General features: G+C 71.3%; 25 protein-coding genes. 7 read left to right on the top strand and 18 right to left on the bottom strand.

All coding sequences use genetic code 11. From position 1 onward, the window contains the following. Window positions 1-105: 105 nt before the first annotated feature. The 7 genes from ACFY1S_RS02475 to ACFY1S_RS02445 form a co-directional block, all read right to left on the bottom strand. Window positions 106-528: an endonuclease domain-containing protein gene (locus tag ACFY1S_RS02475; RefSeq protein ID WP_387111986.1), complete on the bottom strand. Its 423-nt coding sequence runs from the start codon at window positions 526-528 to the stop codon at window positions 106-108. Between the two features lie 682 nt (window positions 529-1,210). Beyond that, a complete protein-coding gene (locus tag ACFY1S_RS02470; protein ID WP_387111984.1) occupies window positions 1,211-2,392 on the bottom strand; it encodes a saccharopine dehydrogenase family protein in 1,182 nt (393 codons plus the stop codon). Then, window positions 2,392-3,813: an NAD(P)/FAD-dependent oxidoreductase gene (locus ACFY1S_RS02465; protein ID WP_387111981.1), complete on the bottom strand. Its 1,422-nt coding sequence runs from the start codon at window positions 3,811-3,813 to the stop codon at window positions 2,392-2,394. The genes ACFY1S_RS02470 and ACFY1S_RS02465 overlap by 1 nt, the downstream gene beginning before the upstream one ends. Then, a complete protein-coding gene (locus tag ACFY1S_RS02460) occupies window positions 3,810-4,643 on the bottom strand; it encodes an ABC transporter permease (protein WP_387111978.1) in 834 nt (277 codons plus the stop codon). Before ACFY1S_RS02460 ends, ACFY1S_RS02465 begins: the two co-directional genes overlap by 4 nt. 55 nt (window positions 4,644-4,698) lie before the next feature. Then, a complete protein-coding gene (locus tag ACFY1S_RS02455; RefSeq protein ID WP_387111975.1) occupies window positions 4,699-5,607 on the bottom strand; it encodes an ABC transporter permease in 909 nt (302 codons plus the stop codon). After that, window positions 5,604-6,755, bottom strand: coding sequence for an ABC transporter ATP-binding protein (locus tag ACFY1S_RS02450; RefSeq protein WP_387111972.1), 1,152 nt, complete (start codon window positions 6,753-6,755; stop codon window positions 5,604-5,606). The genes ACFY1S_RS02455 and ACFY1S_RS02450 overlap by 4 nt, the downstream gene beginning before the upstream one ends. 4 nt (window positions 6,756-6,759) lie before the next feature. Beyond that, entirely contained in the window at window positions 6,760-7,944 is a 1,185-nt protein-coding gene (locus tag ACFY1S_RS02445) for an extracellular solute-binding protein (RefSeq protein ID WP_387111969.1), read from the bottom strand. A 160-nt stretch (window positions 7,945-8,104) separates the two neighbouring features. On the opposite strand from ACFY1S_RS02445, the gene ACFY1S_RS02440 reads away from it, so the two are divergent. Together ACFY1S_RS02440 and ACFY1S_RS02435 are read left to right on the top strand one after the other, a co-directional pair. Continuing rightward, window positions 8,105-8,617, top strand: a complete 513-nt coding sequence (locus tag ACFY1S_RS02440; protein WP_203177830.1) for an Lrp/AsnC family transcriptional regulator — start codon at window positions 8,105-8,107, stop codon at window positions 8,615-8,617. Between the two features lie 277 nt (window positions 8,618-8,894). Further along, window positions 8,895-10,241, top strand: a complete 1,347-nt coding sequence (locus ACFY1S_RS02435; protein WP_364367817.1) for an aspartate aminotransferase family protein — start codon at window positions 8,895-8,897, stop codon at window positions 10,239-10,241. Window positions 10,242-10,260: 19 nt separating this feature from the next. Here ACFY1S_RS02435 and ACFY1S_RS02430 read toward each other — a convergent pair whose 3' ends face one another. After that, entirely contained in the window at window positions 10,261-10,626 is a 366-nt protein-coding gene (locus ACFY1S_RS02430) for a DUF3499 domain-containing protein (protein WP_387111965.1), read from the bottom strand. Between the two features lie 153 nt (window positions 10,627-10,779). On the opposite strand from ACFY1S_RS02430, the gene ACFY1S_RS02425 reads away from it, so the two are divergent. Further along, the gene (locus ACFY1S_RS02425) at window positions 10,780-11,229 is read left to right on the top strand and encodes a metallopeptidase family protein (RefSeq protein WP_074316962.1); all 450 of its coding nucleotides are present in this window, start codon (window positions 10,780-10,782) and stop codon (window positions 11,227-11,229) included. Between the two features lie 35 nt (window positions 11,230-11,264). On the opposite strand, the gene ACFY1S_RS02420 is transcribed toward ACFY1S_RS02425, so the two are convergent. The 6 genes from ACFY1S_RS02420 to ACFY1S_RS02395 form a co-directional block, all read right to left on the bottom strand. Next, entirely contained in the window at window positions 11,265-11,522 is a 258-nt protein-coding gene (locus ACFY1S_RS02420; protein WP_007455784.1) for a WhiB family transcriptional regulator, read from the bottom strand. A 469-nt stretch (window positions 11,523-11,991) separates the two neighbouring features. Next, a complete protein-coding gene (locus ACFY1S_RS02415) occupies window positions 11,992-12,321 on the bottom strand; it encodes a phospholipase (RefSeq protein ID WP_387111962.1) in 330 nt (109 codons plus the stop codon). Between the two features lie 20 nt (window positions 12,322-12,341). Continuing rightward, window positions 12,342-13,736, bottom strand: coding sequence for a DUF4331 domain-containing protein (locus ACFY1S_RS02410; protein ID WP_387111959.1), 1,395 nt, complete (start codon window positions 13,734-13,736; stop codon window positions 12,342-12,344). 49 nt (window positions 13,737-13,785) lie between these two features. After that, window positions 13,786-14,064 (bottom strand): hypothetical protein, encoded by a 279-nt coding sequence (locus ACFY1S_RS02405; RefSeq protein ID WP_387111957.1) that lies wholly within the window; start codon window positions 14,062-14,064, stop codon window positions 13,786-13,788. A 160-nt stretch (window positions 14,065-14,224) separates the two neighbouring features. Next, entirely contained in the window at window positions 14,225-16,768 is a 2,544-nt protein-coding gene (locus ACFY1S_RS02400) for a bifunctional FO biosynthesis protein CofGH (protein ID WP_387111954.1), read from the bottom strand. Window positions 16,769-16,929: 161 nt separating this feature from the next. After that, window positions 16,930-17,865 carry a hypothetical protein gene (locus tag ACFY1S_RS02395; protein WP_387111951.1) on the bottom strand — a complete coding sequence of 312 codons (936 nt, stop codon included), beginning with the start codon at window positions 17,863-17,865 and terminating at the stop codon, window positions 16,930-16,932. Window positions 17,866-17,963: 98 nt separating this feature from the next. Between ACFY1S_RS02395 and cofD the strand changes: the two genes are divergently transcribed. Both cofD and ACFY1S_RS02385 read left to right on the top strand, forming a co-directional pair. Beyond that, complete coding sequence (cofD, locus tag ACFY1S_RS02390; protein ID WP_387111948.1) at window positions 17,964-18,965, top strand: 2-phospho-L-lactate transferase; 1,002 nt, start codon at window positions 17,964-17,966, stop codon at window positions 18,963-18,965. Further along, a complete protein-coding gene (locus tag ACFY1S_RS02385; protein ID WP_387111945.1) occupies window positions 18,962-20,050 on the top strand; it encodes a coenzyme F420-0:L-glutamate ligase in 1,089 nt (362 codons plus the stop codon). The genes cofD and ACFY1S_RS02385 overlap by 4 nt, the downstream gene beginning before the upstream one ends. Before the next feature lie 15 nt (window positions 20,051-20,065). Here the strand turns inward: ACFY1S_RS02385 and ACFY1S_RS02380 are convergent, their stop codons facing one another. Both ACFY1S_RS02380 and ACFY1S_RS02375 read right to left on the bottom strand, forming a co-directional pair. Next, the gene (locus tag ACFY1S_RS02380; RefSeq protein ID WP_387111943.1) at window positions 20,066-21,064 is read right to left on the bottom strand and encodes a winged helix-turn-helix domain-containing protein; all 999 of its coding nucleotides are present in this window, start codon (window positions 21,062-21,064) and stop codon (window positions 20,066-20,068) included. A 276-nt stretch (window positions 21,065-21,340) separates the two neighbouring features. Continuing rightward, window positions 21,341-22,399, bottom strand: a complete 1,059-nt coding sequence (locus ACFY1S_RS02375; protein WP_387111940.1) for a hypothetical protein — start codon at window positions 22,397-22,399, stop codon at window positions 21,341-21,343. A 39-nt stretch (window positions 22,400-22,438) separates the two neighbouring features. On the opposite strand from ACFY1S_RS02375, the gene ACFY1S_RS02370 reads away from it, so the two are divergent. Continuing rightward, window positions 22,439-23,056, top strand: coding sequence for an NUDIX hydrolase (locus ACFY1S_RS02370; protein ID WP_387111938.1), 618 nt, complete (start codon window positions 22,439-22,441; stop codon window positions 23,054-23,056). On the opposite strand, the gene ACFY1S_RS02365 is transcribed toward ACFY1S_RS02370, so the two are convergent. Together ACFY1S_RS02365 and ACFY1S_RS02360 are read right to left on the bottom strand one after the other, a co-directional pair. Further along, window positions 23,025-24,119, bottom strand: coding sequence for a mannose-1-phosphate guanylyltransferase (locus ACFY1S_RS02365; RefSeq protein WP_387114245.1), 1,095 nt, complete (start codon window positions 24,117-24,119; stop codon window positions 23,025-23,027). The genes ACFY1S_RS02370 and ACFY1S_RS02365 overlap by 32 nt on opposite strands. A 62-nt stretch (window positions 24,120-24,181) precedes the next feature. After that, the gene (locus tag ACFY1S_RS02360; RefSeq protein WP_354817741.1) at window positions 24,182-25,327 is read right to left on the bottom strand and encodes a glycosyltransferase family 1 protein; all 1,146 of its coding nucleotides are present in this window, start codon (window positions 25,325-25,327) and stop codon (window positions 24,182-24,184) included. A gap of 154 nt (window positions 25,328-25,481) precedes the next feature. On the opposite strand from ACFY1S_RS02360, the gene ACFY1S_RS02355 reads away from it, so the two are divergent. Further along, entirely contained in the window at window positions 25,482-26,171 is a 690-nt protein-coding gene (locus ACFY1S_RS02355; RefSeq protein ID WP_387111933.1) for a TIGR03089 family protein, read from the top strand. Window positions 26,172-26,287: the final 116 nt, after the last annotated feature.

The following is a 26,287-nucleotide window of genomic DNA, read 5'->3' as shown; positions in this document are numbered from 1 at the left end:
CCGCCGATCTTGCATTTTGTGTCGCTCGAATGTCCTTGTTGTGGCATTAGTCGAGACAGAAAGTGCAAGATCGGCGGGGTGGGGTGGGGTGGGTCAGGGTCGGGGTCAGGGGGTGGGGTGGGCGAGGGCTGCTCGGATGGTTGCTGTTATGTGGTGGGGGCGGCGGTAGAGATCACGGTCGGTGAAGTAGCGCATCCGCCAGCCGGCTGCATCCAGCCAGTTGACCCGCTCCCGGTCGTACCGGAGTCGATCGCGGTCCAGGTGCGACAGTCCGTCGTACTCGATGCCGACCTGACGCTCCCGGTAGCCCAGGTCGAGCCGGTAGAGACGGACACCAGAGCTGTCGGTCACCCACAGTTGCGGCTCGGGCGGCGGAAGCCCTCCGTCGATCAGGATCAGTCGCAGTTGGCTTTCCTGCCGGCACTCGGCCCGACCGTCCGCCAGCGAGATGAGGCTGCGGGCCTGCCGGACGCCACGGAGGGCGGCGTGGGCCGACGCCTCCACCAGCAGGTCATCCTGGGAGACCACGCCCGACCGGAGCGCCGCATCAAGTACTGGTAGGGCGTCGATCCGCCGGACGGCACGCGCCAGGTCGACGGCGCAGTGGGCGGCGGGGACACACGGCAGGCCCCTGACCAGGACTGGCCGGACGGGTAGAACCGTCCGGTGTACGACCACCCCGGGCAGGCGCGGCTTGGGCACCGTGGCGGGCAGCTGGATATGAACCAGGTCCTCCCTCAGCACGCCGAAGCCATGCCTGCGAGCAGCGCTCTGCCGTGCCAACATCGCCCCATCGGGGAGGCGAAGCATCAGCGCATGCAGTTCGTCATCGTCACCGCAGGGCTGGTCGGCATAGACACCCCTGCGTACCCGACGTAGCTCCTCGCGATCGAGTCGAGCACGGAGGCGTCCCACGGTGAGTTCCCGCATCAGCGCGTCAGTACGCCACAACCGAGTAGCCATCCCGGCAGGTTGACCGACCCAGAGCCGCGGCGAAGCCCGCAGTAGTCCACCTGTGGACAACAAATCCACCTGTGGACAACCCCCAACCCCACCCTCCCCCGTGCTAGCCCACCGCACCCCCACCGCACCCCTTCGCGATCTTGCGCTTTCTGTCGTAGATACGTCCAAAACGAGAGGTATACGGCGACAGAAAGTGCAAGATCGGCGCGGGGCGGGGGCGGGGGCAGGGACAGGGTGGGGGTGGGGTTCAGCGCTCCTCCAGCCCCCATGGGGAGCCGTAGTCGGTCAGCAGGTCGAGGAAGGGGGTCGGGGGTAGCGCCTCGGGGCCGAGAACCCCGGCACCGGCCCACGCCCCGGTGGCGAGCAGTTCCAGCGCGACGACCGGGTTGACGGCGGTCTGCCAGACCACCGCCTGGTGGCCGTACTCCCGCATCGACCATTCGTTGTCGACGACGTGGTAGAGGTAGACCTCCCGGGGCTGCCCGTCGGGGCCGAGGCCACGGACCCAGGTGCCGGCGCAGGTCTTGCCGCGCATCCGCGCGCCGAGGGTGGCCGGGTCGGGCAGGCTGGCGGCCACCACGTCGCGCGGGGACACGTCGACGCCGCGTACCCGCACCGGGGACACCGCGTCCAGGCCGAGCTTGTGCAGCGTCTTGAGCACCCCGATGAACTCGTCGCCGAGGCCGTACTTGAAGGTGACCCGCCGGGCCTTGACCCAGCGCGGAATGAGCAGCACCTCCTCGTGCTCCACGTTGACGCACTCGACAGGCCCGATGCCCTCCGGGAAGTGGAAGACCTCCGGCTCGGAGAACGGCTCGGTCGTGTACCAGCCCCGGTCGGCCTCCCAGATGACAGGCGGGTTGAGGCACTCCTCGATTGTGGTCCAGATGGAGAACGAGGGCGCGAAGTCGTACCCGTCGACTGTGAGGTTCGCCCCGTCCCGGACGCCGATCTCGTCGATCTCGCTGAAGAGTTCGTCGGCGGCGTAGCGGGCGAAAACGTCGGACATGCCGGGTTCGACGCCGATGCCGCACAGCGCCAGCCGGCCGGCGGCCGCCCAGGCTTCGGCCTGCGCGAACTGGTCGTCGCCGAGCTTCACGCCGGTGTCGGCGTGCGACAGCGACATCGCCATGTCCAGGTAGTCAGCGCCGGCCGCGTACGCGCCCTCGAAGATGGGCAGGACGAAGCGCGGGTCGACGGCGTTCAGCACGTGGGTGATCCGGTGCTCCCGGCACAGCGCGGCGACCGCGTCGGCATCGGAGGCGTCCACGCGCGCGGCGACGAACCGGTCGCCGTGCCCGGCGACCGCGCGGTCGGCGCGGGCGGGGTCGTGGTCGGCGACGACCATGGTCTCGAAGAAGGTCCGTCGGGCGGCGATGGCTACGGCGGCGGAGCCGACGCCACCGGCGCCGACGAGCAGGACACGCATCAGGAATCAAACCCCAAACCGAGACGATCGAGAGTACGGAGCCAGAGGTCGCGCCGGCCCTCGCGCGCGTCGGCGCGGGCCAGTGACCAGCGGGTGAGGTTGATGCCGATCGCGCGCACGGGTTCCGGCGGGAACGGCAGGGGCTTGCGGCGGACCAGGTCGAGCCGGGTCAGCGGGGTGTTCCCGCCGTCGAGCAGGTCGAGGAGCACCCGGGCGCCGAAGCGGGTGGCCCCGACACCGAGGCCTGTGTAGCCGGCCGCGTACGCGAGCCGACCGTCGTACGCGGTGCCGAAGAACGGGCAGAACCGGGTGCAGGTGTCGATGACGCCGCCCCAGCGGTGACTGAAGCGCACGTCGGCGAGCTGCGGAAACGTGGTGAAGAAGTGCTGGGCGAGGGTGGCGAAGGTGGCCGGGTTCTGTTCCAGTTCGGGGGCGACCCGGTTGCCGTAGTGGTAGACGGCGTCGTAGCCGCCGAAGAGGATCCGCCCGTCGGCGGTGATCCGGTAGTAGTGGAACTGGTTGCCGGTGTCGGCCAGCCCCTGCCTGTTGTGCCAGCCGATCGCGTCCCGCTGGGCGGGGGTGAGTGGTTCGGTCATCAGCACGTGGTCGTAGACCGGCACGACGTACGCCCGCAGGCGGCGCAGCAGTGGCGGGAACGCGTTGGTGGCCAGCACGACCCGCCGGGCCCGCACCGAGCCGGGAGCGGCGTCCGGCCCGCCGGCGGTCACCGCGTGCAGGGCCGCGCCGTCGGCACGCAGGCCGGTGACCCGGGTGTGTTCGTGCACGCGTACGCCCAGGTCGAGGCAGGCGCGGCGGAGGCCCCAGGCCAGCTTCGCCGGGTCCACCATGGCGACCCGGTCGGCGTCGACCATCCCACCCAGGTACGTCGGCGAGTTGACCTCGGCGCGTACCTCGTCGCGGTCCAGAAGCCGCACCCGGTGGCCGTACCTGCGGGCCAACTCCGCGTCGGCGGCCAACCCGTCGAGCTGGTACGGCTCGACGGCGACGACCAGCTCACCGGTGCGCTCGAAGTCGCAGTCGATGCCGAACTCGTCGACGGTGGCGGCGATGGCGTCGAGGTTGGCGCGGCCGAGGCGTTCCAGTTCGCCGACCTCGTCGGGGAACCGGTCGACGCCGTTGGCCAGCCCGTGGGTGAGCGAGGCGGCGCAGAACCCGCCGTTGCGTCCGGACGCCGCCCACCCGCAGGTGCCGGCGTCGACGAGCAGCACGTCACGGTCGGGGTCGGCCTGCTTGGCCAGCAGCGCGGCCCAGAGCCCGCCGTACCCGCCGCCGATCACCAGCAGGTCGGCGTCCCGCGGGCCGGTGAGCGGCGGCAGCGGGTCGGGGCGTTCCGGTCGGTCGAGCCAGTACGGCAGGGGCGCCGCGTCGGCGAGCGCCCGGCCGACCTGCCGGACGGTCATGACGGCCGGCGAACCGAGGCCGTACCGGCCAGCAGGTTGGCCCGGCGTTCCCGCCTGCCGCGCAGCGAGCTGAGCCCGACCAGCAACAGGGCGATCGCGAACATGGCAGTGCCGATGACGTTGACCTGCGGCGGGATGCCCCGCTGGGCGGCGCCCCAGACGTACATCGGGAACGTGACTGTGGTGCCGGCGTTGAAGTTCGTGATGATGAAGTCGTCGAAGCTCAGCGAGAACGCCAGCAGCGCGGCGGCCACGATGCCCGGCAGCACCAGCGGCAGGGTGATCCGCCGGAAGGTCTGCCACTCGTTGGCGTAGAGGTCCATGGCGGCCTCCTCCAGCCGCCGGTCCATCCCGGCGAGCCGCGCCTTCACGGTGACCACCACGAACGACACGCAGAACATCACGTGCGCGATCATGATCGTCCAGAAGCCCTGCGGCACCCCTGCGGACACGAACAGGGCCAGCAGCGACGTGCCCATCACCAGTTCAGGGGTGGCCATCGGCAGGAAGATCAGCACGTTGACCCCCGACCGGCCCCGGAAGCGGTGCCGGACCAGCGCGAACGCCATGAGGGTGCCGAGCACGGTGGCCACGACCGTGGCGATGAAGCCGATCTGCACGCTGCGGACCACCGCGTCGCACATGTCCGAGGTGGCACACGGCTGACGCCAGTTGTCCAGTGTGAACTCGTTGAAGTCGTACGACAGCCGGCTCGACGGCCTGTTGAACGACAACCCGGCCACCACCAGGATCGGCAGCGCCAGGTACCCGAGCACCAGCAGCGCCACGATCATCACCCAGCGGTCCGCCAACCACCGCGAGAGTCTCATCAGAGCCGCCTTTCGTTCGCGACTGCGGGGCTCCGCTGCGCTGCACTCCTCGCGCTCACAGCACTTCCTCCGTGCCGGCCCTGCGCAGGTAGCCGAAGACCACCGCGAGGATCGCCGCCATCAGCAGGAACGACAGGGCAGCGCCCTGCGGATAGTCCAGCCGGACCAGGAACGCCGAGTCGATGACGTTCCCGATCATGTACTCGTTCGGGGTGCCGAGGAGTTCGGCGTTGATGTAGTCACCGCTGGCGGGGATGAAGAAGAGCAGCGTGCCGGCGACCAGGCCGGGCATGGACAGCGGCAGCGTCACCCGCCGGAACGCCTGCGCCGGGCTCGCGTACAGGTCGGTGGCCGCCTCCAGCAGCCGAGGGTCCAGCCGCTCCAGGCTCGCGTACAGCGGCAGCACCAGGAACGGCAGGAAGTTGTACGTCAGGCCCAGCACCACCGCGAACGGGGTGGCCAGGAGCCGGCCGTCCGGCGCGAGCAGGTGCACGTCCCGCAGCAGGCCGACGAGCGCGCCGTTGTCCGACAGGATCGTCTTCCAGGCCAGCGTGCGGACCAGGAAACTGGTGAACATCGGCGCCACCACGCACACCAGCAGCAGGTTTTTCCACCGGCCGGCCTTCTGCGCGATGGCGTACGCCAACGGGTAGCCCAGCAGCAGCGCCAACACCAGGGCCAGTCCGGCGTAGCCGAACGAGCGCAGGAACTGCGGCCAGTACGCCTGGAGCACGTCCGGGTAGTTGCCGAACGCCCAGGTCAGCGCATACCCGGTGGAGAGCGAGCCGCTGGGGTCGTACAGGCTTGCCGCGGCGAGCTGCACCAGCGGCACACCGAAGAAGATGAGCAGCCAGGCCGCGCCGGGCAACAGCAGGAGGTACGGCAGGAGCCGGCGCCGCCCGGACCGGGCTGCCGGTGGCACGCTCGGCGGCTGCCCCGGTCGGGTGGGGGCCAGGAGGGTCACGACGACGCGCCCACCGGCTCGTCGAGCACCGGCGACGTCCGGTCGAGGTCGTCGGCTTCCCGGGGCAGCAGGAACGCGTGCCGCGGATCCCAGTACGCCACAGCCTCGCTGCCGACCGGCACGTGCGCCACGGCGCCGCTGTTCGCGGCGAAGACCGACAGCTCGGTCCCCCAGCCGGTACGCAGCAGGTACTGCGTGCTGACCCCCACGTAGGAGGCGTCGGTGACGACACCTGTGACGTGCTGATGTCCTTGGGGCACCTGGTCGGCGGAGCCGACCAGATGCAGCTTCTCCGGGCGTACCCCCAGGTGGACCGGACCCCGGTCGGCGCGCGACCGGCCGGCGGGCACCGAGAAACGCGAGCCGTGCGCCGTCACCGCGACGTCGCCGCCGGTGGTGCCGGCGGCCTCGGCGGCGAGCAGGTTCGACTGGCCGAGGAAGTTCGCCACGAACGCGGTGGCGGGGAACTCGTAGAGGTCGGCAGGTGCGCCGAGCTGCTCGATCCGGCCGGCGTTCATCACCGCGACGGTGTCGGCCATCGTCATGGCCTCCTCCTGGTCGTGGGTGACGTGCACGAAGGTGATGCCGACCTCGGTCTGGATGCGCTTCAGCTCGATCTGCATCTGCCGGCGCAGCTTCAGGTCGAGCGCGCCCAGCGGCTCGTCGAGCAGCAGCACCTGCGGCCTGTTGATCAGCGCGCGGGCCAGCGCGACCCGTTGCTGCTGGCCGCCGGAGAGCTGGGCCGGCCGGCGGCTGCCGTAGCCGTCGAGCTGCACGAGCGACAGCATCCGGGTGACCTCGTCGTCGACCGAGCGGATGCCGCGTCGGCGCAGCCCGAAGGCGACGTTCTCGAAGATGCTGAGGTGCGGGAAGAGCGCGTAGCTCTGAAAGACGGTGTTGACCGGCCGCTTGTACGGTCGCAGCCGGGCGATGTCGGTGTCGCCGAGCAGCACCTGGCCGCTTGTCGGCTCCTCCAGGCCGGCGATCATCCGAAGCGTGGTGGTCTTGCCGCAGCCGGACGCGCCGAGCAGCGCGAAGAACGAACCCTGCGCGATGGTCAGGCTGAGGTCGTCGACGGCGGTGAAGATGCCGAACCGTTTGGTGAGGTTGGCCAGGCGCAGATCGCCTGCGGGTGTCTCGCGCGCCATCCCGTCACGCCCCGATGACCTGCTGGAACTTACCCTCGTACTCCCGTTCCTGCTTCTCGTCCAGGGCCATGAACACTTTGGACTTCGACAGCAGCGCCTCGTCGGGGAAGATCAGCGGGTTGGCCGCCAGCTCGGGGTCGATCTTCTCCATCTCGGCCTGGGCGCCCTTGACCGGGCAGATGTAGTTGACGTACGCGGCGAGCTTCGCGGCGACCGCCGGCTCGTAGTAGTAGTTGATGAGCGTCTCGGCGTTGCCCTTGTGGGTGGCCTTGTTGGGCACCATCATGTTGTCGCTGTACAGCATCACGCCGGAGTCGGGCGCGACGAACCGCACCTTCTCGTTCTCACTGGAGAGCTGGATGACGTCTCCGGACCAGCCGATACACGCGGCGATGTCGCCCTTGGCCAGGTCGGGTGCGTAGTCGTTGCCGGTGAACTTGCGGATCTGCCCGGAGGCGACGGCCTTCTTGAGCTTGTTGAGGGCGTCGTCGAACTGGGCTGCCGTGAAGTTGGCCGGGTCGTGCCCGTTGGATCCGAGGAGCAGGCCCATGGTGTCGCGCATCTCGCTGAGCGCCGTCACCTTGCCCTTGAGGTCGGGGCGGGTGAGCAGTTCGTCGACGGTACGCAGCTCCTTTGTGACACTGCCGTTGAACGCCAGGCCGGCGAGGCCTGACTGCCACGGGATGGAGATCCGGTTCTCGGCGTCGAAGGAGCGGTTGAGCAGTGACGGAAGCAGGTTGGCCTGCACGTTCGGGATCTTCGCCGGGTCGAGCTTCTGGATCCAGCCGAGCCGGATCATCCGCGCCGCCATCCAGTCGGTCAGCACGATGATGTCCCGGTCGGTGCTCTGGCAGGCGGCCAGCTGGTTCTGCACCCTGCCGAAGAACTCGTTGTTGTCGTTGATGTCCTCGGTGTACGTGACCTGGATGCCGGTCTTCGTGATGAACTCGTCCAGGCTGGGCCGCTTGGATTCGTCCTTCTCGTCCACGTCCATGTACTGCGGCCAGTTGGAGAAGGCGAGCTTCTTCTCGGTGCCGGACAGGTCCTCGCTGACGCAGCCGGCCTCGGTCTGCTGGGCGCCCTTGGTGCCGCAGCCGGCGAGACTACCGCCCGCGGCCAACAGGGCGGCCGAACCGAGAGTGCCGGTGAGCAGTCCACGCCGGGAGAGGGGCCGGAGGGGAGTACGCATGACGACTCCTAGGGGTCGGTGCCGTGGACGACTGATCCTGACATGAGGTGACCTCCCTTACAAGGGATTCCGTTGTGGGATTAGCGATGCACGACGAAATACGCCAGACTACGCGGGGATACACGCGCGACATCACGATCCAGGACATGGGGAGCGCACGATGACAAACCGGCAGCACGAGAACGGCAACGGCGGCCGACGTGTCGCCGTCCGTGAAGGTGCCAATCACGCTCTGCTGGACGACGTGGCCAAGCAGATCATCGAACAGCTCCAGGAGGACGGCCGCCGCCCGTACGCGACCATCGGCAAGGCCGTCGGGCTCTCCGAGGCGGCGGTCCGCCAGCGGGTGCAGCGACTGCTCGACTCTGGCGTGATGCAGATCGTCGCGGTGACCGATCCGCTCCAGCTCGGCTTTCCCCGGCAGGCGATGATCGGGCTGCGTACCGACGGCGACCTGGAGGCGGTGGCCGACCGGCTCGCCGAACTGGACGAGGTCGACTACGTGGTCATCACCGCCGGGTCGTTCGACCTGCTCACCGAGGTGGTCTGCCGCAACGACGACCACCTCCTGGAGATCCTGCAACGCCTACGCGCGGTGCCCGGCGTGCTCTCCACCGAGGCGTTCGTCTACCTCAAGCTGCGCAAGCAGACCTACACCTGGGGTACGGCCTGACCGCAGCGCCGGACGCCGCCCACAAAGGACGCCCACGCGGCCGGGGCGAAGGTCAGCGTGCCGCCGTCCCCGCCCTCGCAGGACCATCGCCGAGCCGGCCCCCAGCCGGAGACTGTGCGGATTCCGTTGCAGCAGCGACAGACTTTCGCTAAATCCGTCGTTGGCAGCCCATCGTGCCACTGATCCCACTTGCCTCAGGCACCAGGACTGTGCGATAACCGTTGGCAGAGCGGCCGGTGCCACCCCTTGGACCGGCCCGACGACCGATGGGGCTGACATGGCCAACGCCACCGACCACCTCTGGATGCACTTCACCCGGATGGCGAGCTACTCCGCCGGCGAGGTGCCGACAATCGTGCGCGGCGAGGGCGCGTACGTGTGGGACGCGCAGGGTCGCCGCTACCTGGACGGGCTCGCCGGGCTCTTCGTCGTCAACGCAGGCCACGGGCGTACCGAGCTGGCCGAGGCCGCCGCCAAGCAGGCCGGCGAGCTGGCCTACTTCCCGCTCTGGTCGTACGCGCACCCCAAGGCCGTCGAGCTGGCCGAGAAGATCTCCACGCTCACCCCCGGCGACCTCAACCGGGTCTTTTTCACCACCGGAGGTTCCGAGGCGGTGGAGGCGGCGTGGAAGCTCGCCCGCGCGTACTTCAAGCGCACCGGCAAGCCCAACAAGTACAAGGTGATCAGCCGGTACATCGCGTACCACGGGACCTCGATGGGCGCCCTGTCGATCACCGGTCTGCCCGGCATCAAGAGCGACTTCGAGCCGCTGGTGCCGGGCGCGATCAAGGTGCCGAACACCAACTTCTACCGGGCACCCGAGCACGGCGACGACGCCGAGGCGTTCGGCCGCTGGGCCGCCGACGAGATCGGCCGGGCCATCGAGCGGGAGGGGCCGGACACCGTCGCCGCCGTCTTCCTGGAACCCGTACAGAACTCCGGCGGCTGCTTCCCGCCCCCGCCCGGCTACTTCCAGCGGGTCCGGGAGATCTGCGACGCGTACGACGTGCTGCTCGTCTCCGACGAGGTGATCTGCTCCTGGGGGCGGCTCGGCGAGTACTTCGGCGCGGTGCGCTACGGCTTCCAGCCGGACATCATCACCACGGCCAAGGGCATCACCTCGGGGTACGCCCCGCTCGGCGCGATGATCGCCAGCGACCGGCTGATGGAGCCGTTCCTCACCGAGACCGGCATGTTCGCCCACGGGGTGACCTTCGGCGGCCACCCGGTCTCCTGCGCGGTGGCCCTGGCCAACCTGGAGGTGTTCGCCCGCGAGGACCTCATCGGGCACGTACGCGCCAACGAGGACGCCTTCCGGTCCACCCTGGAGAAGCTGCACGACCTGCCGATCGTCGGCGACGTCCGGGGCGACGGCTACTTCTACGGCATCGAGCTGGTCAAGGACAAGACCACCCGGGAGACCTTCGACGAGGCGGAGTCGGAACGACTGCTGCGCGGCTTCCTCTCCACCGCGCTGTTCCAGGCCGGGCTCTACTGCCGGGCCGACGACCGGGGCGACCCCGTCGTCCAGCTCGCCCCGCCGCTGATCGCCGAGCAGCAGCACTTCGACGAGATCGAACAGATCCTGCGGACGGTCCTCACCGAGGCCTGGGCGCGGCTCTGAGACGGCCCGGCCGCCGGGGTCAGTGGTTCGGAGGGATCACGCGCAGGTGGCCTCGGCGGCCGGTCTGGTGGGGGTTGTCGTGGTGCTGGTCGGGCTCCGGCGGGCGGGGGGCCGGGCGGGCGGCCTCACGGACCGCCTCGGCGAGCGCCACCAGATCGTCAGTGGTGGGGGGCGGCGGCTCGAACTCGCCCTCGTGCCGGACCACGTCCCAGCCCCGGGGGGCGGTGAGGCTGCGGGCGTGCGGCTCACACAGGTCGTACGTGTGCGGCTCGGCGAAGGCCGCGAGCGGGCCCACCACAGCCGTCGACTCGTTGTAGACATAGGTCAATGTGGCGACCGCTTGCCGGGGGCAGCCGTTACGGGAGCAGCGCCGTGGTGACCTCACGGCGGCAGGGTATCTCCATTACCGGGTCCGGCGCATCGCTTCGCGATGCGACACGCCCGTCGTGGTGATCACAATTCGCCCGTCCGGTACGCGCCGCGCCGCGCGTGCGGCGCTGCCGCTGGCCAGCCCGGCGTGGGGGCTACCCTTTGCCTCATGACGAGTCCGGAACACCGCCGCCCCGGTTCCGGCCGGCGCGCGCACCGCGACCGGCACGGGCGCGGCCTGCGCGGTCGACTGGTGCCGGCGACGGTGCCGCTGGCCCGCACCAAGGCGGAGGTCTTCGACGACCTGGTCCTGGACACCGTCGAGACGCTGGAACGCCGGTTCGCCAAGGAGTTGGCCGGAGTCGAGTTCGCCGTCGAGGACGTCCCCCCGGACCTGAACGTCTACGACTCCGACGTGTTGGAGGACGGCGAGGTCCCGTTGGCCCGGCTGCTCCCCGGCCGCCCGGGCCGGCAGGAGGTGCCGCCGCGGATCGTGCTGTACCGGCGGCCTCTGGAGTTCCGGGCGATGGACCGTGAGGACCTCGCCGATCTCGTCCACGATGTGATCATCGAGCAGGTGGCGAACCTGCTCGGGGTCGACCCCGACGAGCTGGCCTGAGCCGGGCGGCCCCCACCGCCCCGACCCCGTACCGCTCAGGCGGCCCGCCGCTTCAACTTGCGCCGCTCCCGCTCCGAGAGCCCACCCCAGATGCCGAACCGCTCGTCGTGCCCGAGAGCGTATTCGAGGCATTCGGTCTTGACCTCGCAGCGCGAACAGATTCGCTTCGCCTCGCGGGTCGAGCCGCCCTTCTCGGGAAAGAACGCCTCGGGGTCGGTCTGCGAGCACAGCGCCCGCTCCTGCCACTCCGGCGCGTTTCCGAGCAGGTCGGCCACTTCAAGCTGGCCGTCCATCAAATGCCTCCTTGTCGCGCACCGGCGTCATCGCCGCTGCAACCCCCCACGCGAAAGGCGTGCTTGTCCGTCCGGTCCCGTTTTGTTGCGTTCCGTGCGAACAACCCCATTCAAATTACACGCGTGTAATGCGTGCGCCGTCAAGCCAAACTTGATAATGGAGTCGCCCTCCCGACACCCCCGGCCGACCCCTCAGGTCGTCCAGCCTCGCAACCTGCCCTATCGATTCAGACCCCGGCCGAGTAACGCCCTCTCCGGCGAGTTGCCCCACTTTTCTGCCGTGGCGCGCCTCCGACGAGTCGTCGCCATGACGGCGCCAGACACATCGGACGACCCCCTCCCGTCAAGCTGATCTTGGTGGGGGACAGGTTAACGCGGCGCGGCGCAGACCGCCCGTCGAGTGAGGGACAGCAGGCACGCCCCGTCCACGATGTGGACGGGGCGTGCCTGCCAAAACGGTGCGGTGAGATCAGCTCGCGGCCCCGAAACCGCTGGTGGGCCACACGAACTCGGCTATCGCTCCACCATGGACAGAAACTGTGCCGGCGGACGTAGCCTCGTCCCACCAGACGGTATAAATGCCGGCCGGCAGATCCGGGTAGACCGCGCTGTGGAACGACCCGTCCCGCACCCGGCGTTCGCGGACCGCCGAGTGGACGCGCCGGTCGTCGTCTCGGCTGATCTCGATCTCCCGGCCGTGCAGATCGGGACCCGTGTAGAGGATCAACGCGCCGGTCTCGCCGCCGAGTTCGAGAACGACGGTCCCGGTCTCCGACGGCCCGTACGTGTGCTCGTGCATCCGCCGCTCCCCCACCCCGGTCAGGACGACGCCGGCGGGTTGTTCAACCCGTCGTACGGCGTACCCAGGTAGGGGAAGTTCCCGAGGAACGGCGCGGTCACGTCGGCGGCGCTCAACCCGGGGGTGACCGCGCCGGCCGCCGCGTCCGGACGGAACGACCTGTCCACCAGCGGGACGGTCACCCCGGCGATCGCCCGCAGGGCGATGCTCACCACGTCGTCGCCGACCCGCCTCCCGTTGGGAAAGCCGGCCAGATCGCCGCCGAGCACCCCGAACCGGTCCGGCTTACGGGTCGGCGGGATCGCGGTGTTCAGCCGCAGCATGTCGGCCTGCACGTCGCCTGTGGCGTTGGTGAAGCCGTCGATCAGCCCGGCGGGTACGCCGGTGAGCAGGATCGCCACCAGGTCGGCCCGGGCCTTCTTGGACTTGGTGAGCTGGTCCAGGTTGGGAAAGACGTCCGGGTAGAGCGCCGGCAACAGCGCCGCCAGTTCCGGCTGCTCGACGAACTTCGCGAACCGCTTGTCCTCCGACGGTGGCAGCGAGTTCCACAGGTCCTTCTTGGACATCGGCACGATGACCTCGTTGAACAGCGGATTGCCCAGCCGGGAGACCTGGGTGAACGGGCCGGTGGCGGTGTCCGCGGCACCCCGGTCGCCGAGCACCCGGACCTGCCGGCGCGACGCCGACGTCCACACGCCGATCACCGACGCCTGGTCGCCCGCGCCGTACCTGTTGGCGCGCCGCCGCACGCGGTTCAGCGGCACCTGCACGGCGAGGCTGTGCACGTTCATCCGGTCGGTGGCGTTCACCGGTTCACCCTCGGCCTTGAAGATCTTCTTGCCGGCCACGTGCAACTGCTGGAACGGCCGCAGCGTGCCGAGGTCGAAGATCGCCCCCAGGTCGACGAAGAAGCCGTCCGCACGCTGCCCGGCGAAGACCCGCTCACCTGTGGAGAGCGAGTAGGTGGCCTGCCGGACCAGGTTGGCGTACTTCGGGGTGGACAGCGGGCCGACGTTGCACGGCGGGCACTGCAGCTTGTGCGCCAGCCGGTGCTCCCGGCCGTCGGCCACCCGGGTCAGGCTGTAGAACTGCCGCCGGTTCCAGGTCTCGCTGTCAAGCGAGTCGATCGGACCGGTGTTGTAGAGAAAGCTGTTCGGATTGGTGATCTCGGTGGTGAATTCGAACCGGTAGGTGACATCCGGACGGCCGTCGCCGTCGTTGTCGATATGGATCTCGTAGCGCACGTCGTCACCGAACTCGAAGAAGTTCGGCCCCCCGGACGGGAGCTGCAACGGCACGTAGTTGGCGATCAGCGTGACCGTGTCGGGCTTGTCGGGGCTCACGAACGCGTACAGGTCGGAACTGTCGGCGACCGGATCCTTGGCTATCTCCGGTGCCTCGCGGTGGGAAGACATGGCGGACCAACCTCACTGGGCGGGGGCGGATGGCGGGGTGGTGGGCCGGTCAGCGCCGGGCGGCGCGCCGCAGCCGGTCCGCCAGGCCACGGTCGCGGACCTCGATCCGGGACTCGCCGACGAAGACGTCAATCGTTCCGGAGGCGGCGTCCCGCAGGTGCACGACGATCGGCTCCTCGGCACGGGCGGCCGCGCCAGGGGCGTTCTGGGCGGCGGACAGACCCGGCACGGTGAGCGCGGCGGCGCCGAGGGTGGCGCTGGCCGCGGCGGTCAACGTCTGCCTGCGGGTCAGTCGCGGCCACTGCCGCTTCCGCTGATCACTGGTCATGGGCAACCTTTCCGGCTGCGGCGCGAACGCGCCCGCGGTGACGGACGGGTCCGGTGCCGTCTACCGACGCCGCCGGCCCCTCGGGGACACCGGCGGCGATCCTCGCCGCGACCGCCGCCGGCACCGCGTGGTACGGGTGCCGGCGGGAAAAGGTTCGACCTCAGGGCCGGACGTGACCGTACGCGGTCGAACGCTTGCGCGCCGGTCGCCCGGCCGCCGTCGCGATGGCCCGCAACTGCTCCTCGGTACGCGCCGACCCGTTCCCCGAGCCGGCCATCCGCGAGATGGTCTCCTCCATGAGCGTGCCGCCCAGGTCGTTGCAGCCGCCCTGGAGCATCGCCACAGTGCCCTCGTCGCCGAGCTTCACCCAGGAGCACTGGATGTTGTCGATCCGGCCGTGCAGCAGCAGCCGGGCCATTGCGTGCACCACCCGGTTCTCCCGCCAGGTCGGGCCGGGGCGGGCGATGCCGGCCAGGTAGATGGGGGCGTTCGTGTGCACGAACGGCAGCGCCACGAACTCGGTGAACCCGCCGGTGCGGTCCTGCACCCCGGCCAGCACCCGGAAGTGCGCCAGCCACTGCCCGGGGTGGTCGACGTGGCCGTACATCATCGTGGAGCTGGACCGGATGCCCAGCTCGTGGGCCGTGCTGACGACGTCGACCCAGGCGGCGGCCGGGAGTTTGCCCTTGGTCAGGACCCAGCGCACGTCGTCGTCGAGGATCTCCGCGGCGGTGCCCGGGATGGTGTCCAGTCCGGCCTCACGGAGCTGGGTCAGCCACTCGCGGACCGGCACGCCGGCCTTCGCGGCGGCGGTGACGATCTCCATCGGGGAGAAGGCGTGCACGTGCATCTCCGGCACGCGGGCCTTGATCGCGCGGACGATGTCCGCATACCCGGTGACCGGCATCTTCGGGTCGATGCCGCCCTGGAGGCACACCTCGCTGGCACCTGCCGCCCACGCCTCCTCGGCCCGGTCGGCGACCTGGTCGACCGAGAGGCGGTACGCGTCGGCGTCCCGCTCACGCTGGGCGAACGCGCAGAACCGGCAGCCCACGTAGCAGACGTTGCTGAAGTTGATGTTGCGGTTGACCACGTAGGTGACGTCGTCGCCGACGGTGTCACGGCGGACGTCGTCGGCGAGCCGGCACAGCTCGTCAAGCGCCGGGCCGTCCGCCCCAAACAGCGCCAGCGCCGCGTCGGTGTTACCGGGCTCCAGCAGCGCCGCCGGATCGTCCGCCGCCAGCCGCAGCCCGGCCGCCAGGTCACGGTCCGCGTCGCTTCCGGCCGCCACCGGGGGTACGCCCGTGCGCCGCGCCTCCGCCTCGGGCGTGACCTTGCCGGCGACCTCGGACCAGTCGCCGTAGACGCTGTCGAAGTCGCCGCGCCGGTCGTCGGTCCGGCCCGTGGTGTCGATGGTGGCGTGCAGGTCGGTCCGCCCGCCGAACACCTCCTCCGGCTCCTGCCACGGGTGCCCCTGCGGCATCGCCGACTCGACAGCCATGCCGGTCGCCGGGTCGGCGAGGGCGTTCACGTGCGGCGACAGCCGAGGGTCGAGCCACGGGTCGCCGGCCCGCACGTACTCGGGGTAGATCGTCAACCGCTCCCGCAGCGTGAACCCCGCCAGCTCGGTGTGCCGGGCCAACTCCTCGATCTGCGGCCACGGCCGCTCCGGGTTGACGTGGTCGGGGGTGAGCGGCGAGACACCACCCCAGTCGTCGATCCCGGCGCGCAGCAACAGGTCGTACTCGCCGGCGATGAGGTTCGGTGGGGCCTGGATGCGGGCCTTCGGGCCGAGCAGCAGCCGGGCCACCGCCACCGTGGCGGCCAGGTCGTGCAGCTCCGCGTCGGGCATGCCGCGCATCGCCGTGTCCGGCTTGGCGCGGAAGTTCTGCACGATCACCTCCTGGAGGTGGCCGTACTCCCGGTGGGCGCGACGGATCGCGAAGAGGGCGTCGACCCGCTCGGCAGGCGTCTCGCCGATGCCGATCAGGATGCCCGTGGTGAACGGCACCCCGACCCGGCCCGCGTCGTCGAGCACCCGCAGCCGGACCGCCGGCTCCTTGTCCGGTGAACCGTAGTGCGGGCCGCCCGGCTCGGACCAGAGCCGCGTCGCGGTGGTCTCCAGCATCATGCCCATGCTCGGCGCGACAGGCTTGAGTCGTTGCAGCTCCGACCAGGACAGCACGCCCGGGTTGAGGTGCGGCAGCAGCCCCGTCTCCTCCAGCACGGCCACCGCGCAGGCACGCAGATAATCCAGTGTGGAGTCGTAGCCGCGCTCGTCCAGCCAGCTCCGCGCCGCCGGCCAGCGCTCCTCGGGCCGGTCGCCGAGGGTGAACAGCGCCTCCTTGCAGCCCTGCGCCGCGCCCTCGCGGGCGATCGCGAGGACCTCGTCACGGTCGAGGAAGGGCGCCGGCAGCCGATGCGGCACGGTGGCGAACGTGCAGTAGTGACAGCGGTCCCGGCAGAGCCGGGTCAGCGGGATGAAGACCTTCTTCGAGTACGTGACGACGCCCGGCCGCCCCGCGTCACGCAGCCCGGCGTCGCGGATCCCACCGGCCACCCGGAGCAACTCGTCGAGGGCGTCACCGCGGGCGGAGAGCAGCGCGGTCGCCTCGTCGACGTCGAGGGCCCGCCCGGTCGCGGCCCGGCCCAGGGCCCGCCGCACGCTCGCCTCGCTGGGACCGGAGTGGGTGCGATCAACCATCCACTCACCCTATGCGCAGCAGCTCCCCACCCAACGAGCCCCGCCCCGGCCCGACCCACCCCGGCCCGCCGATCTTGCACTTTCGGTCGTGGCACGAGGGGTATACCGCTCATGTCGACAACCGAATGCGCAAGATCGGCGCGGGTCTGGTCGGTGCTGGCTCAGCGCGGGCCGTCGGGGTTGATGTGCTGGGTACGGTCGCCGTCCGTGTCGGCGGGGCGCGGAATGGCCTGGGTCGGGTCGGCGGCGCCCGGCTCGGCGGACTGGCGCGGGATGGCCTGGGTCGGGTCCGCCGACGGCGGCTGCCCGAACGGCGGAGCGGGCGGCGCCGACTGCGGCGCGTGGTTCACCGGTGGCGCGGACTGCGGGGCCGGCGGTCCGGACTGCGGGAACGGGGGCGCCGACTGCGGGGTGGGCTGGAACGGCGGCGAGGGCTGCCCGTACTGGCCCTGCGGATAGCCACCCGGCTGACCCGCCTGCGGATAGCCACCCGGCTGACCGGGAGCGGGCCACCCACCCTGCGGCTGGCCACCGGGCTGACCCGGCCACCCGCCCTGCTGCTGCGGCCAACCCTGCTGGGGCTGGCCGTACACGCCCGGCTGCGCCTTGGGCTTGGGCACGTAGTAGAGGGTGCGCCAGAGCGTGAAGACCACCCAGGCGGCGACCGCGAAGATCACCATCCAGGCGAACCGGGTGAGCACGCCCAGCAGCGCGTCGAGGACCTCGGCCTCGGCCAGCCGGCCCACCGTCCAGACCAGCAGGGTCAGCGTGCCGAACAGCGCGCTCACCGCGTACTCGCCGAGGGCCACCTGGGTGATCAGCTTGGCCTTCGGCAGCACCGGCGAGATGTGGGTGGCCAGCAGCACGGCCAACAGCGGCAGGACCACCGCCTCGATCCCGACGAACGCGAAGAAGGCGCTGCCCGCGCGGTCGGTGAAGTCGCTGTAGTCGTTCGGGGCGATCAGCCGGAGCAGGCCCACGAAGAGGAACACGGCGTTGGCGCCCAGCAGGGCGAGCGCAGCCAGTTCGCGTAGTGGCCTGGTCAGCTGGCGGGCCTGCGTCGCGTCGGTGGACGCGGGCTCGGCGGGGCTGGTCACGAGCTCCCCCTCGGGGCATGGACGGACAGGGCGCACGTGAGCCTAGTCTCCTTGGCCACTGGCGGCCCGGAGGCGTCACGTGCGCGAGGATGGTCGACATGCGCATCGTGGTACTGGCCGGCGGCATCGGCGGCGCCCGGTTCCTGCTCGGCGTCCGGGCGTACGCCCGCGAGGTCGGCGCCGAGGTGACCGCAGTTGTCAACGTCGGCGACGACCTGTGGCTGCACGGATTGAAGATCTGTCCCGACCTGGACAGCGTCATGTACACCCTCGGCGGTGGCGCCGACCCCGAGCGGGGCTGGGGCCGGGTCGGGGAGAGCTGGACGGTCAAGACGGAGCTGGCGGCGTACGGGGCGGAGCCGACCTGGTTCGGCCTCGGCGACAAGGACATCGCCACCCACCTGGTCCGCAGCACCATGCTCAACGGCGGCTACCCGCTCAGCGCGGTCACCGAGGCGCTGGCGACCCGCTGGGAGCCGGGCGTACGCCTGCTGCCGGCGACCGACGACCGGCTGGAGACCCACGCCGTCGTGAGCGGGAGGAGTGAGCTTGCGAGCCCCGCAGTCGTGAACAGCGCCAGCGCCGTCGAGGACGACCAGGGTCAGCGGGCCATCCACTTCCAGGAGTGGTGGGTGCGGTACCGGGCGGACATCCCGACACACCGTTTCGTCTTCGTTGGCGCGGAGACGGCGAAGCCGGCACCTGGGGTGCTGGACGCCATCGGCGCGGCCGACCTGGTGCTCATCGCACCGAGCAACCCGGTGGTGAGCATCGCGCCGGTGCTGGCCGTACCGGGGATGCGCGAGGCCGTGGCGGACGGCCCGGCACCGGTGGTGGGCGTGTCGCCGATCATCGGCGGCGCGCCGGTGCGGGGGATGGCCGACAGGTGCCTGGCCGTGCTCGGCGTCGAGTGCAGCGCGGCGGGAGTGGGTCGGCTCTACGGGGGCCGACCGGCTGGTGGCCTGCTGGACGGCTGGCTGGTCGCCGAGGAGGACTCGGGCGCGGTGGTGCCGGAGGTGACGGTCCGCGCGGTGCCGTTGCGGATGACCGACGAGGCGGCGACGGCGGCGATGGTCCGCGCCGCGGTGGAGTTGACGTGAGGCTGGAGATCCTGCCGGTGCTGGGCATCGGCCACGTGACCGAGGGCGACGACCTGGCGGCGCTGATCGCGACCGCCGCGCCCTGGCTGCGCGACGGCGATGTGCTGGTGGTCACCAGCAAGATCGTCTCGAAGGCCGAGGGGCGGCTTGTCGACGTTCCGGCGGACGGGCCGGAGCGGCTCGCCGTGCGCGACGAGGTGTTGGCGGCGGAGACCGCACGGGTGGTCGCCAGCCGGGGGCCGACCCGGATCGTGCAGACCCACCACGGCTTCGTGATGGCGTCCGCGGGCATCGACGCGTCGAACGTGGACAAGACCCGACTGGTCCTGCTTCCGGTGGACCCGGACGCGTCGGCCCGCGCGCTGCGCGCCGCCCTGCGCGAGCACTACGGGCTGGACGTCGCCGTGATCGTCACCGACACGATGGGGCGGCCCTGGCGCAATGGCCTCACCGACGTGGCGCTCGGCGTGGCGGGGATGCCGGCCATCCGCGACCACCGGGGCGAGGTCGACCCGTACGGCAACGAGCTGCACCTGACCCAGATGGCAGTGGTGGACGAGTTGGCCGCCGCCGGCGAGCTGATCAAGGGCAAGTGCGACCAGGTCCCGGTCGCCGTGGTCCGGGGCTACCTGTCGGCCACCGGCCCGGACGACGGCGACGGCGCGAAGGTGCTGGTGCGTGACGCCGCGCAGGACCTCTTCTCCCTCGGCACCGCCGAGGCCCGCGCGGCCGGTCTGGCCGACGCCGTCACGCTGCCCGACAGTCCCGGTCCGACGCCTGCCGATCCGGAGGCCACGCGACGGGCGATCAAGGCGGTTGCCGGCGTCGTCGCGCCCGGCACGGTCTTCACCCTTGTCGACGAATCGGAGGTACGCGCCGGTCTGATCGCCGGGGTGCCCGGATGGCCGGACGGCGCCACGGCCCTGGTGCTCGGCTCACCGCCGGCCCCCGTCGAGCCGATGGACCTGGTCCGTTTCGGCACCGACCTGCACCGGCTGCGCGTCGCCCTGGCCGCCGAGGGCATCGGATCGGCACTGCTCCCGCCGCCGTCCGGCAGCGCGGCGAGCGCGGCGCTCGCCCTGTGACCCGTCCGGCCGCGCTCAGGCGTCAAGCATGGCCCGGCCGAGCGGGGTCAACGTGTGCAGCACCCGGTTGCGGTCACGATGGCTGACGAGCAGGCCGGCGTTTCGCAGCACCGTGGCGTGCTGGCTCGCCGCCGCCGGTGAGATGTTGAGCTGACGGGCCACCTCGCCGGTGGTGCAGCCGTCGTCGCTGGCCTGCAACACGGCCGCCCTGGTCCGCCCGAGCAGCGCGGCAAGCGAGTCCCGGCCGGCGCCTGTCGCATCCGGTGCGGTGCCGTCGGCCGGGGCCAACCCGCCCAGCCGGTCCACCGGGTAGACGAGCACCGGCGGCAACGCCGGGTCGAGCAGGGCGACCGGAGTGCTCGCGCAGAAGAACGACGGCACCAGCAGCAGCCCCCGACCATCCAGGTGCAGCTCCCGGTGGTGCGGGTAGTCGCGAACCTCGAGGACCCCACCCTCCCAGCGCATCGCCGGCCGGAGGCTGGTGAGCAGCCCCTCCACGCCGCCGTCGAGCAGCGCTCGCGCCCGACGGGCCCGGTCCGCCGCCACGGCCGCCTGGATCCGGTGCCAGTACGGGCCGATCGCCAGCGACCGGTACTGCTCCATCGACTCGGCGAGGTGGTGCAGCACCCCCACGTCGCCGCGGGCCAGCGCGGCGGCCGACGACGGCAGCGGCGTCTCGGCGGCAAGCACACCCAGGTCCCGGCGCAGCAGCTCGACGGGGGTGCTGCGGACCGCGTCCAGGCCGGCCTCGAAACCCTCGACACTCGCGTACGGGGTGAGGAAGTCGGGGAAGTACCCGCGTGGCGGATTCAGCGCGAAGAGGAGTTTGAGCTGCTCGGAGGCGGCGTCCTGGCGTAACTCCCGGCTCACCGTGCGTCGCCAGGACGACGTCAGTGGGTCGCGGTTGCGGCCCTGCAACGCGTGCAGGCTGAGGACCAGCTCCCAGACCGGGTCCGCCGCCGGGGCCACCCGGGTCCGGAGGATGTCCTCGCCCGAAAAGTGGATCTTCAGCATGGAGCACTCCCGTGTCGCCGGCAGGGGGATGCCGGGTGACCGTTCGACTCTACCTGCCCGGCAGTTATCTCCATCTTTAAGCCTGAGATGAAAAACCTCGACGCCTCCCGGGACAGTTCGGCATGCTTCCAGTGCCCGAACACGGCACCGGTACGTCGTGGACGTACGCGGCGCCTGGGCGCCGGGGCCGGGGAGGACCGGTGATCGGGCGGCACCACGAGGGTCTGCGGCCCTTGCTCCGCAGAGGTGCCGTCCGATCATTTCGCCGAACTCCGCTCACCCCACCCACAACGCGACCCGGTGGTCCTCGTCGGTGACGTAGAAGACCCGCCCGTCCAGCGTGGCCAGCCCCTCGACGTGGTGGAACGGCGCCAGCTCCGCCACAACCTCCCCGTCGAGCAGGTACGCGTCAGGCACCGCGCCGCCCGACCCACCCGCCGGCAACCGGAACCGGACATGCCGCGACGTGACGTCACCCCCACCCGGATGGTCGTCGAGCAGCACCGAACCCTTGCCCAGCGCGTCTATCGACCCGATCACCGCGTCGTACCCGCCGTCCGAGGTCGGCGCTATGGCCCGGAACCCGGTCAACGCCCCCGTCGGGGTCACCCCGCTCACCGCGTACGCCCCCAGCGCCCTGGGCCACGCCGGCTCGGCCGCGAACATGTCCGGAACACCGGCCACCTCCACCACTATCGGCTCACCGGCCGAGGTGACCGGGAAGCGCAGCCCCAGCAGCACCGTCCCGGCCGGGGTGAACGCCGCCGCCTCCACGTTCAGGGGCAGGTCGTCCGGGGCCAGCCGGCTCACCCAGCTCTTCGACCGGGCCGTCCCCCGGGCCAGGGTCTCCACGATGAACCGGTCCCGCACCCGCTCCCCCGGGGGCAGCAGGCTCAGCGGCGCCACGGCGAGAGCGTCGTTGACCGCCCGGTGCAGCCGGAACCGGTTACGGACCACCTGCACCGGCAGCGGACCGCCCGCCGCGTCGTCCTCCCGGAACCGGGCCACGAAGGCACGCCGGGGGCGCAGCGGGCCGGCCTTCGACCCGAAGTGCGAGCCGAAGACGTACACCCAGCCGTCGTGGTGGGCGAGCGCCTCACCGTCCTCGGTGCGGCCGTTCTCGCCCCCGGCGTCCGCCACCACGTGCCGGGCCGTCCACCCGCCGCCGTCCACCTCCAGCAGCAGCGCCAGGCAGCGCTCCACAGGCCCCTCGTCCAGCACCGTCCAGAAGCCCCGCCGGGCGCCGTACGCGCGCAGCAGCGCCGCCGAACGCACCGGCAGCAGATCGCTGGCCTCGTTGCCGGCCACCACGAATTCGACGAGTCGCAGGGTCACCGCGCCAGGGTACGGAGCGGGCGCTCGTACAGTGGCGAGGTGCCCGACACCGCGCTCACCGGACCCGCCACCCACCCGACCGATCCCGGGACGTACGCCGCGCTGCACGCCGACGCCACGGCGCTGCTCGGCGGCTGGCAGCCCACCAGCCCGGACGCCGCCACCGCCCGCGAGAGGACCCTCGCGATACTCGCCGCCGGCCCGGTCGCGATGAGCCGGCAGCACCGCCCCGGGCACCTCACCGCAAGCGCGCTGATCCTCGATCCGACCGGCTCACGGGTGCTGCTCTGCCTGCACGGCAAGTTCGGCAAGTGGGTGCAGCTCGGCGGGCACTGCGAGCCGACCGACGAAACACTGGTGGCCGCCGCGCTGCGGGAGGCCACCGAGGAGTCCGGGATCGACGGCCTGCGCATCGACCCGCTACCGATCGACGTGGACGTGCACCAGGTCGCCTGCCAGGGCGGCTCCCTGCACTTCGACGTCCGGTTCGCCGTACTAGCGCCGCCCGGCGCGGCGGAACAGGTGAGCGACGAGGCCGAGGCGCTGGGGTGGTTCCCGCCGGACGCGCTGCCCGAGCCGCTGGCCGGCGGGACCGCTCAACTCGTCGCGCCGGCCCTCGCGGCCCTCAGACGTAGCCCTCTTCGCCTCGCTCCTTGAGCTCGTCGACCAGGGCCTTCACGTCCTGGGCCCGGTCGCGCGGACAGACCAGAACCGCGTCGGGAGTGTCCACGACGATCAGGTCACGGAGCCCGAGAACGGCCACCATCCGGCCGGACTGCGGGACCACCACCAGGTCGGCGCTGTCGTGCAGCAGCACGCCTGGCTTGGTGTCGGCGCTGCCGAGCACCACGTTGCCCGCCTCGTCGGCCGGCAGTACCTCACCGAGGGTGTGGAAGTCGCCGACGTCGTTCCAGCCGAAGTCACCAGGCACCGTGGCCACCCGGCCCGCAGTGGCGGCGCCCTCCATGACCGCGTAGTCGACGGAGATCTTCGGCAGGGTCGGCCAGATGGCACCGAGCACGTCGTCCTGCTCGGGGGTCCCCCAGGCGGCGGCGATGGCGGTGACACCGGCGTGCAGCGCCGGCTGCTGGCGGGCCAGCTCGGCGAGGAACACGTCCACCCGCCACACGAACATGCTGGCGTTCCACAGGTGGCGTCCGGAGCGGACGTACGCCTCGGCGACGTCGACGGCCGGCTTCTCCTTGAACTCCGTGACAGCCCGCCACGGCGTGCCGTTGGTCTCCTCGCCGGTCTCCAGGTAGCCGTAGCCGGTCTCCGGCCGGGTCGGGGTGATTCCGACGGTCATCAGCAGGCCCCGCTCCGCGCCGAGGGCGGCCTCCCGGACCGTACGCACCCAGCTCTCCGGGTCGCCGATCAGGTGGTCGGCGGCGAAGCTGCCCATCACCGCCTCCGGCTCCCGCAACGCGATCACCGCCGCGGCGAGCGCGATCGCCGCACAGGAGTCCCGTGGGGACGGCTCGACGAGGATGTTCTCCTCGGGCAGTCCGGTCAGTTGCCGGGCCACCGCCGCGACGTGCGCGGCGCCGGTGACCACAAGGGTGCGTTCGGCGGTGGTCAACGGCGCGAGCCGGGCCACCGTCGCCTGGAGCAGCGAAGCGTTGGTGCCGGTCAGGGGGTGGAGGAACTTGGGGTGGCCGGCGCGGGACAACGGCCACAACCTCGTGCCGCTGCCACCTGCCGGGATGACCGCATAGAGCATCCGCACATCATGCCCGACGGACGTCGGGCCGGTGGCCGCGTCGCCCACCCAGCCCTCGACGCTCACGAACGGGCGCGACTCCACGCGGCGATGTGCACCTCGGCGCTGGACTCCCAGGTGAACTCCTTGGCCCTGTCGAAACCGGCCTTCGCCAGCGTCAACCGGCGCTGCTCGTCGTCGAGCAGGGCGGCGAGGTCGGTGCCGATCTGCTCGGCGTCCTCAGAGGTGTACGCGACCGCGTCGCCACCCACCTCGGGCAGCGACAGCCGGGGCGTGGTCAGCACCGGCGCGGCGCACGCCATCGCCTCGAGGATCGGCAGGCCGAACCCCTCACCGTAGGACGGGTAGGCGGCGACCAGCGCGCCGCCGAGGAAGCCGGGCAGGTCCCCGTAGCGCAGGTAGCCGGGGCGCAGCAGGCGCAGGTGCGAGGGGACCTCGGCCACCGCGCGGTCGATGTCGTCGTCGTGGCCCTGCCCGCCGGCGATCACCAGAGCTGGCGGGTCGTCCCGGTCCGCCACCGCGCGCGCCCAACCACGAATCAGGTTGGGTACGTTCTTGCGCGGCTCCTTGGCGCCGAGGAAGGCGACGTAGCTGCTGTTGCCGAGCCCCAACCGGGCGCGTACCCGGGCCTTCTCCTCCTCGCTGGGCGCGTGGAAGGCGGCGTGGTCGACCCCGTGGTAGGCCACGTCGATGCGGGTCGGGTCGGCGTCGAGCAGCCGGATCAGCTCGTCCCGGGTGGCCTTGCTGGGCACGATCACCCGGTTGGCGCGCCGCATCGAGGTCTTGATGGCGCTGCGGAAGAACGTCCGGCGCGACTTGTCGTAGTGCTCCGGCTCGGTGAAGAACGTCGCGTCGTGCACGGTGACCGTGACCGGACAGCCAGCACGCAACGGGCAGGTGTAGAAGGGTGAGTGCAGCACGTGCGCGCCCACCTGCTGGGCCAGCAGCGGCAGGCCGGTCTGCTCCCAGGCGAGGCGCGCCGGGCGGTGCGCCACGGCGGCCGGCGCCGGAATGATCTCGGCGCCGGGCAGCATCCGGGTGTACCGCTCCAGGTCGGTGCGGAGGCTGACCACGGCCAACTCCACCCCCGACCCGCAGACCTTGCCGAGGGCACCGAGCAGACCGTCGACGTATCGACCGACACCACCACGGTCGGCGGGGACACTCGTGGCGTCGATGAGCACGCGGGGCGGGCGACCGGCGGTCACGGGGCGACTCCTTGAACTGGCGGGTCTGTGGGGAACAACACTCCGGGGGTAAAGCCTACGCCGGAGTACGGGACCGACGCTGACTGCGACCCGACCGTACGCCGACTTGTCATCGTCTTCGAGTACGGCTCCCAGGGGCGTATCGTTCGCGCCGATGGCCGACAACATTGCCCGGGTCTTCGCCGACGCGATCGCGACCGACCCGACCCGACCGCTGCTGACCTGGTACGACGACGCCAGCGGCGACCGCACCGAACTGTCCGGCGCCACACTTGCGAACTGGGTGGCGAAGACCGCGAACCTGCTCGTCGACGAGGTGGGCCTCGCGCCGGGCTCACCGGCGGGGGTGCTGCTGCCTCCGCACTGGCAGACCGCGGCGGTGCTGCTGGGTTGCTGGTCGGCCAAGGTGAGCGTCACCGACACGCCCGGCGACGTGGAGGTGCTCTTCGCCGCCGTCGACCGGTTCGACGAGGCGCAGTCCTGGTCGGCCGCCGAGCGGTACGCCCTGGGCCTCGCGCCGCTCGCCGCACCGCTCCGGCAGGTACCGCCCGGGTTCGCCGACTACGTGGTCGAGGTACGCCGCCACGGTGACCACTTCACCCCACAGTCCGGTCCGGGCCCCGCCGACGCGCGCCTGCTGGCCCGGGCCGAGGCCCGCGCCGACGAGCTGGGCATCGAGCGTGGGGCACGTGTCCTGGCCGACACCAGCCGCTACCCCGACCCGGTCGACTGGCTCCTGGCCCCGCTGACCCGGGCCGCCACCGTCGTCCTGTGCGCCAACCTGGCCGCGGCCAACCTCCCCACCCGCCTGACCACGGAGAAGGTCACGCACGCTCTCCCGTGACCGACCCGCCAGCGCCCCCGTGGCGCCGGCACGGTCAACTGCCGGTAGGCACGCGCCGTCCTTTGCTCTGCTTCAACCGGCGCAACAGAAAGCGACCCGGACTGTTGCGCCCGCGT

Source organism: Micromonospora sp. NPDC000663 (assembly GCF_042898105.1).
In the GTDB taxonomy this organism is placed as follows: Bacteria; Actinomycetota; Actinomycetes; order Mycobacteriales; family Micromonosporaceae; genus Micromonospora.
Note: the sequence above shows the minus strand (reverse complement) of the source record. Positions and strands in the feature narration are given on the sequence as shown.

Coding starts and splice junctions, on each gene's coding strand:
- ACFY1S_RS02380 (WP_387111943.1), bottom strand. CDS start 21,064: ATGCTGAAGATCCACTTTTCGGGCGAGGACATCCTCCGGACCCGGGTG.
- ACFY1S_RS02355 (WP_387111933.1), top strand. CDS start 25,482: ATGGCCGACAACATTGCCCGGGTCTTCGCCGACGCGATCGCGACCGAC.
- ACFY1S_RS02420 (WP_007455784.1), bottom strand. CDS start 11,522: ATGGACGGCCAGCTTGAAGTGGCCGACCTGCTCGGAAACGCGCCGGAG.
- ACFY1S_RS02460 (WP_387111978.1), bottom strand. CDS start 4,643: ATGAGACTCTCGCGGTGGTTGGCGGACCGCTGGGTGATGATCGTGGCG.
- ACFY1S_RS02405 (WP_387111957.1), bottom strand. CDS start 14,064: ATGACCAGTGATCAGCGGAAGCGGCAGTGGCCGCGACTGACCCGCAGG.
- ACFY1S_RS02440 (WP_203177830.1), top strand. CDS start 8,105: ATGACAAACCGGCAGCACGAGAACGGCAACGGCGGCCGACGTGTCGCC.
- ACFY1S_RS02465 (WP_387111981.1), bottom strand. CDS start 3,813: ATGACCGTCCGGCAGGTCGGCCGGGCGCTCGCCGACGCGGCGCCCCTG.
- ACFY1S_RS02425 (WP_074316962.1), top strand. CDS start 10,780: ATGACGAGTCCGGAACACCGCCGCCCCGGTTCCGGCCGGCGCGCGCAC.
- ACFY1S_RS02435 (WP_364367817.1), top strand. CDS start 8,895: ATGGCCAACGCCACCGACCACCTCTGGATGCACTTCACCCGGATGGCG.
- ACFY1S_RS02470 (WP_387111984.1), bottom strand. CDS start 2,392: ATGCGTGTCCTGCTCGTCGGCGCCGGTGGCGTCGGCTCCGCCGCCGTA.
- ACFY1S_RS02410 (WP_387111959.1), bottom strand. CDS start 13,736: ATGTCTTCCCACCGCGAGGCACCGGAGATAGCCAAGGATCCGGTCGCC.
- ACFY1S_RS02365 (WP_387114245.1), bottom strand. CDS start 24,119: ATGCTCTATGCGGTCATCCCGGCAGGTGGCAGCGGCACGAGGTTGTGG.
- ACFY1S_RS02445 (WP_387111969.1), bottom strand. CDS start 7,944: ATGCGTACTCCCCTCCGGCCCCTCTCCCGGCGTGGACTGCTCACCGGC.
- cofD (WP_387111948.1), top strand. CDS start 17,964: ATGCGCATCGTGGTACTGGCCGGCGGCATCGGCGGCGCCCGGTTCCTG.
- ACFY1S_RS02415 (WP_387111962.1), bottom strand. CDS start 12,321: ATGCACGAGCACACGTACGGGCCGTCGGAGACCGGGACCGTCGTTCTC.
- ACFY1S_RS02400 (WP_387111954.1), bottom strand. CDS start 16,768: ATGGTTGATCGCACCCACTCCGGTCCCAGCGAGGCGAGCGTGCGGCGG.
- ACFY1S_RS02450 (WP_387111972.1), bottom strand. CDS start 6,755: ATGGCGCGCGAGACACCCGCAGGCGATCTGCGCCTGGCCAACCTCACC.